At 24.9% G+C, this 6622-nt stretch carries 6 protein-coding genes and 2 tRNA genes; 5 read left to right on the top strand and 3 right to left on the bottom strand.

The genetic code is table 4. The features are described from left to right. The 4 genes from FJM08_RS08310 to FJM08_RS02925 all read left to right on the top strand — a co-directional run. Window positions 1–2145 (top strand): preprotein translocase subunit SecA (locus tag FJM08_RS08310; protein WP_170177186.1); only part of this gene is annotated, 2145 nt, incomplete at its 5' end. 103 nt (window positions 2146–2248) lie between these two features. Beyond that, a complete protein-coding gene (locus tag FJM08_RS02935; RefSeq protein ID WP_140031704.1) occupies window positions 2249–2644 on the top strand; it encodes a hypothetical protein in 396 nt (131 codons plus the stop codon). An 89-nt stretch (window positions 2645–2733) separates the two neighbouring features. Then, window positions 2734–3291, top strand: coding sequence for a hypothetical protein (locus FJM08_RS08305; protein ID WP_140031703.1), 558 nt, complete (start codon window positions 2734–2736; stop codon window positions 3289–3291). Between the two features lie 12 nt (window positions 3292–3303). Next, entirely contained in the window at window positions 3304–4029 is a 726-nt protein-coding gene (locus tag FJM08_RS02925) for a triose-phosphate isomerase (RefSeq protein ID WP_140031702.1), read from the top strand. Between the two features lie 94 nt (window positions 4030–4123). Here the strand turns inward: FJM08_RS02925 and FJM08_RS02920 are convergent. The 3 genes from FJM08_RS02920 to FJM08_RS08300 form a co-directional block, all read right to left on the bottom strand. After that, window positions 4124–4207: transfer RNA gene (locus FJM08_RS02920), tRNA-Leu, on the bottom strand. Between the two features lie 3 nt (window positions 4208–4210). Beyond that, window positions 4211–4286, bottom strand: a tRNA-Thr gene (locus FJM08_RS02915). Between the two features lie 95 nt (window positions 4287–4381). Then, entirely contained in the window at window positions 4382–5263 is an 882-nt protein-coding gene (locus FJM08_RS08300) for a DegV family protein (protein WP_140031701.1), read from the bottom strand. Between the two features lie 116 nt (window positions 5264–5379). Between FJM08_RS08300 and tyrS the strand changes: the two genes are divergently transcribed. Next, window positions 5380–6615 (top strand): tyrosine--tRNA ligase, encoded by a 1236-nt coding sequence (tyrS, locus tag FJM08_RS08295; RefSeq protein WP_140031706.1) that lies wholly within the window; start codon window positions 5380–5382, stop codon window positions 6613–6615. Window positions 6616–6622 lie beyond the last annotated feature (7 nt).

Below are 6622 nucleotides of genomic sequence, written 5' to 3'. Positions count from 1 at the left end.
GCTATGTTTTGTGAAACAAGAGATGAAAAAGAAAATATCGATTGATTTAAATTTAAAACAAACATTGAAAATTTAAATTTCAATGATGCTTTTGATTTATATTTAAATTTTTTAATTGATAGAAATTTTCCTTTAAATGTAAGCTTTGAAAAAATATTTTTTACTTTAAATAATTGAAAAAAAATAAAAGAAGCAATTGATGTTTTTAAATCAAAATTCAATAATAATGAAAGGGAATTTAATTTCAACTCTGAAATAACTAATGCATTATTAAAAAGTTTAGATATTTACAATTTAAAAGACTTAACAAAATGTTCTAATGAATTTTTAGCTTTCATTTTCGGAACCAATATTGATGAGTTATTACCTGAAGAAGCTTTTTTTCAAAAATATTATGAAGAAATAACAAATAAACTCGCAGAAAATAACATCGATATTGATGATTTAAAAGACGATAATAATGACATTTATGCTTTAAAAAAATTAAAAAAATATAAATATGAAGAAATAATATTAAACAAAGTATTCAAAAATAGAGAATTCTCAAAATGAATTTATTTTTCTGAATTAAATAAAATATTTGAAAATGAACAATTTTGAATTTTTATAAAAAAAATGACAACACGACATTCTAATAATAAATATTTTTTCAATAAAAAATATTGTTTTTTCTACAATAATGAAGTTTTTGATATTGAAAAAATAATCGCTGAATTACCTAACGTGATTACAAATAAAGACTTTGATAACTTCAACGCATTAGAAAAGCAAATAATTACTAATAAATATAAAAAAAATAGAACCACATATTTAAAAACCGGTTATTCTTTAAATGACTTAATAGTAAAAGAAATTAGAGAAAATTTTCCTTATGGATACAAAATAAATCAAAGAAATGTGAGTAATGATAATAAAAAATTAATAAAAATATTATTTGATAAATATGGAATAAATTATGAAAATAGAATCGATTCTTTTTTGGAAAGAAAAGAATTAATACTGATTGATAGAGGATTGTATTTACATTTTGATGATGTCAAACAACAACAAAAGGATTGTATTAACGTTAATGAAAAGCAAATTATTGATTTTATAGAAGAAGAAATAAATGAAAAATCTTTTGTTTTTTACCGCGCTATTTTTAACTACTTTATTGTTGTGTTTAAAAATAACAATATTAAAAACCATTATTTTGCTAAAGGTCTTATAGATAAAATAATTATTTCTAAATATGATCAATATAAAAATACAAGAGACAAAATAACTAAAAAATATTTTGAAGAAAATGTGAATGCAAAAATTTTAGAATGTATCGAAGAAATTAAAGGTGTGTTCGGAATGAATGATCTTTTAAAAAAATTTAATGGTAAAAAATCTTATTTTTTCACACAAGCTTTTGATAGTTATAAAGATAAGATAATAAAATTAAAAAAAGAAACATTTATTTCCTCAAAATTTTTAGATATACAAGAAGAATGTAAAAACGATGTTCTTGAAAACTTATTTAACCTAATTCAAAATAGTGACATTGGTATAGTTAGCAATCAAAAATTGTTTAATAATTTTTTAGAAAATTATAAACTTTCATATGACAAATTGGAAGACTATTTAAAAGATGAATTTTCTTTCTTTTCATTAACAAATTATTTATTTTTAAATCAAAGTAACTTTCAAGATACTTTTGCTTTTCGTAGACCATATATTTGAAATAAAAATTTATATCAAAAAATGAATAAAGAAGTTTTGCTAGAAGTTTTTATAAATTTAATCAACAAAGACGTTATTAAAGCTGATGAATTAAGTTATTTATTTAATAAATATGAATTTACCTTTACTCCTTCTTATAATGACAAAATGAAAAATTCAAATTACGTAAGAATAAATCGTAGTGAATACTTAAAAACAGAATTATTTGAGTTTTATGATGAAGAAATTAAAACAATTCATAATATGATAAATGAATATCTTGAATGCAATGAGCAATCAAATGAACAATCGATTAGTTTAATTGATATTGATTATAGTTTATTTGAAGCACACTATGATTTTGAATGAAATAAATATTCATTAACTTCTTTTATCGAAAAATATTTAAGCAACTTTTTTGAAGTAAAAAATGAATCTATAAGAAAAGTAAATAATTAAACTTAATAAATTTAAGGTGCTTAAACATTAATATTTAGCATCAAAAGGCACTTCATTAAACAATAATATTCTAAAATTAATATTAATCAGAATTAACTTTTATTTGTTAAACAAAGAAAATATAATAGTTGAATCGAATTCAGATATTATTAAAAATAGTTATGCAAAGCTAACTTACGAACATGAATTTGCAATAAAATGTGACGATAAAAAATATCAAGAATTAGAAGAAGGCTTCAAATATATTATAGGAAATGGAATGATTTTAGATAAAGAAATAAATACATCTAGAGGCAAGAAAATGCCCGAAGATAAAGAAGAATCTTCAAACATTGATAGAAACATTTTAATTTATCATGGATATAAAGATCTATTATTAGATTTTAAAACTATTGATTTTAAGAAGATAAGTTTAAATGAATTTCGCAATATTTGAATAAGAAGAAGTCAACAAATTGTTAAGCTTTTTATTAATATATATTGTTATAAAGATAACTAATTTATTTAATTTTATTAACTAACGCATAAATTGTGCGTTTTTATTTATTTATAAAAATAAACACGTATTATTATAAAATATACGTAATTATGAGTAAAAACAAAGAGATATATTTAGGTAGAATCGGTGGATATTTTCAAAATAGCTGAACAAAGGCAACAATCATTTATTATTTTGTATCAGCAGTTTTTTGAACATTGTTAGTTTTTTTAATTCGTTTCTCATATGTAGAATCTTCTAAATTGAAGTTTGCATATTTTATAGGTGAAGTTGCTGAAAAAATGTATCAAAAAGATTGACAAACATCAATATCAATTTCAGCTGGAAGTTGTCTTTGTTTAAATATTCTTATCGTTTTAATAAAAAAAGGGATGGGACGAGGAATTTTTAGACCATTAATTGATTTTTATCGAAATAGAGTTATTGCTAATCGATTAAAAAATCAAATAAGTCCAGGCGCTACTTTACATGAAAAAGACATTTTAAGAAATAAAATTCGTCGTGAATATGACAAGGAAATAAACCAAAAAGCCTTGAATAGAAACCTAGAAGAAACAAATAACCTAGTTTTTTATGTGCTAATCGGTTACTCAGTGCTTGCGATTGTTAGTTTAATTCCAATATTTGCATTACATATTAATTGATAGGAGAAGTAGCATATGAAATATTTAATTGGTAATTTAAAAATGAACTTAACTTATTTTGAAAGCCTTGATTATATTAAAAATTTAGAATTGAAAATTAAAAATAGCAATTTGAAAAACACAAAAATTGGTGTAGCCTTTTCTCACGATTCAATTTCACTAGCAAATCAATTTCAAAATCGAAATTTTATTTTTGGTGCGCAAAATATTTTTCATAAAGAAAAAGGCGCATACACCGGAGAAGTTTCAATTCGCAGCGCTAAAGAATTAAAACTAGATTTTGTTTTAATTGGCCATTCTGAACGCCGAGTGATGTTTAACGAAACTAATGAAGTTATTAATGAAAAAATTAAAGCCCTAAAAAATTCAAATATTATTGCAATTTTATGTGTCGGTGAAAATCGTTGCGATGTTAATAATAATTGTTCATTAAGAACAATTAAAAACCAAATTGAAAAAGCATTATTAAATGTTAACGATTTTAGCAATTTAATTATTTCATACGAGCCTATTTATTGTATTGGTAATGGTGAAATACCCACAATTGAACACATTCAAGAAGTAGTTGATTTAATTCATAAAATTACCAATAAAAATGTTCCTATTTTATATGGTGGCTCTGTTTGTCACGAAAGCATTAATGATCTACTAAAGGTAAATAATTTATCGGGATTTTTAGTTGGTGGAGCTTCTTTGAATCCAGAAAAATTTATAAATCTTGCTTTTGAAATAGACAAATAGAAAATTAAACTTGCTTTTGATAGTATAAGAATAAAATTTAAAAAAATAAAAGCAGGAAAATAATTTTCTGCTTTTATAAGTCAGTTTCCTGAAATGGTACGCGAGGAGGGACTTGAACCCTCACGCCGGAAGCATTAGTGCCTAAAACTAACGTGTCTGCCAATTTCACCACTCGCGCAAATGGTGCCGTTTATAGGACTTGAACCTACGACCTACTGATTACAAGTCAGTTGCTCTGCCAACTGAGCTAAAACGGCTTTTATAATGCCTTATTATTATATAAAATTTCTTTTATTTTTACAAAAAAAATAATAATAAAACCATTAGTTATAAACTAATGGCCAAATAACATTTAATGTTTTTTTATTAAAGTATAGAATCTTTCCTGTATTGATTTTTTAATTTTAGTCATTGTTAGACAAACTGCGTCAATTCCGGTATGAACAGCAATATCTGTAGAAAGTTTCATTGATATTATATTAGGTCAATTATTAGTAATTTTTCTCACTCTTTCGACAATTTCATCTAATTCAAAACTATTTGCGTGGATAATCAATAAATGTTGTTCGTGATCATTTTTATCGATTTTCTCAAATAATTCCTTTGTTAATTTGTCTAATGTTTTTGAAAAAATTCTACCAATGCTATCTTTTTCCAATTTTCCGTTTTCCATTTTGATAATAGGAACAATCTTTAGTAATCTTGCAATTGTTGCTGCAGATTTACTTAATCTTCCGCCTTTAACTAATGCGTCATTATATTTAGGCACAAGCAGTAATCTTTCGTGAGGAATATCAAAAATTTTAATTGCCTCTTCAAATGAAATGCCTTCATTGATAGCATCTTCAAACAATAGTACATCGCGCAATAGTGAATATGATAATTTCTTTGAATCAACAACAAAAATTTTTTCATTATTCGCAAAAAGTTGTTTTAAGTTGCTTACTTGTGACGATAATTCAGTTGAAATTCCATAAATTATAATTTTGTCATAATCGTTTATGTATTTGTTAACAATTTCTTCCGCTATTCCTGGAGGGGTTGCAAAAGTAAGCGCATCAACTTTACGATTAGCGCGTCATATTTCTTCAAATTTATCAATATCCATATCAATACCATTTTGATATGTTTTACCATCAATTTCACTTTGCAATGGCATTAATTCTCATCCCAAAGCCTCGGCTTCATTTTTAAGCAATCCTGATGACGAATCCACAATTATTTTTATTTTCATATCTTTCCTCACTTTGTTCTGTAATCATTTTAATGATTAGATATAATTATTATATTTCAAAAACTTGCTTTAATTATAAGCATTGAACAAGAAAATATTACCAAAAAGGATTAATTATGCATAAAAATATTTTAGAAGATTTACGGGAACGAGATGTTTTAAATAATATTTCTAGTGAAGAAAAATTTAATAAGCTAACTAAAGGTGCCGGCGTTTATACAGGTTTTGACCCAACCGCAAAGAGTTTGCATTTAGGTAATTATGTACAGATTTTGACTTTGTTAAGATTTAAAAAATATGGTTTTAATTCATTTGCAATTCTTGGCGGCATTACAGGAATGATAGGGGATCCTAGTTTTCGTAAATCGGAGCGTAAATTTTTAGACACAAAAACGCTAGAGGAAAATAAACAAGCTATTAAAAGTCAATTGGAACGTTTTGGACTTTCGGTCGTTGACAATTATGAATTCTATAAGAATTGAACGCTTGTGGATTTTCTAACTAATGTCGGAAAATTAGTTAATGTCAATTATCTGTTAGAAAAAGATAGCATTGCTACAAGATTAAAAACTGGGTTAACATTTACTGAATTTAGCTATCAATTATTACAAGGCTGAGATTTCAAAACAGTATTTGAAAATAATAATGTTAAAATTCAAGTTGGAGGTTCAGATCAGTGAGGAAATATCACAACCGGACTTGAATTTATACGAAAAATACATGGTGAAGCAGCAGATGCAATTGCTGTTACAACAAATTTATTAGTGGATGAAAATGGCGTTAAATTTGGAAAAAGTACTGGTGGAGGATCGCTATGACTCGATCCAAAAATGACTAGTCCTTATTCTATTTATCAATTTTTGCTAAATCAACCCGATGCAAAAATTGAAGAATATCTAAAATGACTAACGTTTTTAGAAATTGATGAAATTGAAAAAATAATGCATGATCACAAACTTGACAAATCAAAACGAATTGCCCAAAGAACCCTTGCATATGAAATAGTTAAAGATATTCACTCAAAATCTATTGCTGAAAAATGTATCAAAATCAGCGAATCTTTATTTTCTAAAGATCAAAGAAATTTAGATGCTGAAGATATCAAAATGCTTGAAGGATTTTTAAATTCTTATTCAGTACCTAAAAATTCAAGCTTTATTGAATTTATAAAATCATCATCAATTTGTACATCAAATCGCGAAATTCGAGAATTTATTAAAAATAAAGCTTTTAAAATTGATGGCAATATAGTGGAAGATGAAAACCAAATGATAGAATTTAGTAAATATAACAAAAAATATGCACTACTTAAAAAGGGAAAAAAGGAATTTATCATTTTAAAAAATGAATAAATTAAAA

The organism is Metamycoplasma equirhinis, assembly GCF_006385185.1.
Classification (GTDB): domain Bacteria; phylum Bacillota_I; class Bacilli_A; order Mycoplasmatales; family Metamycoplasmataceae; genus Metamycoplasma; species Metamycoplasma equirhinis.
This window is presented reverse-complemented; position numbering and strand designations above follow the sequence as displayed.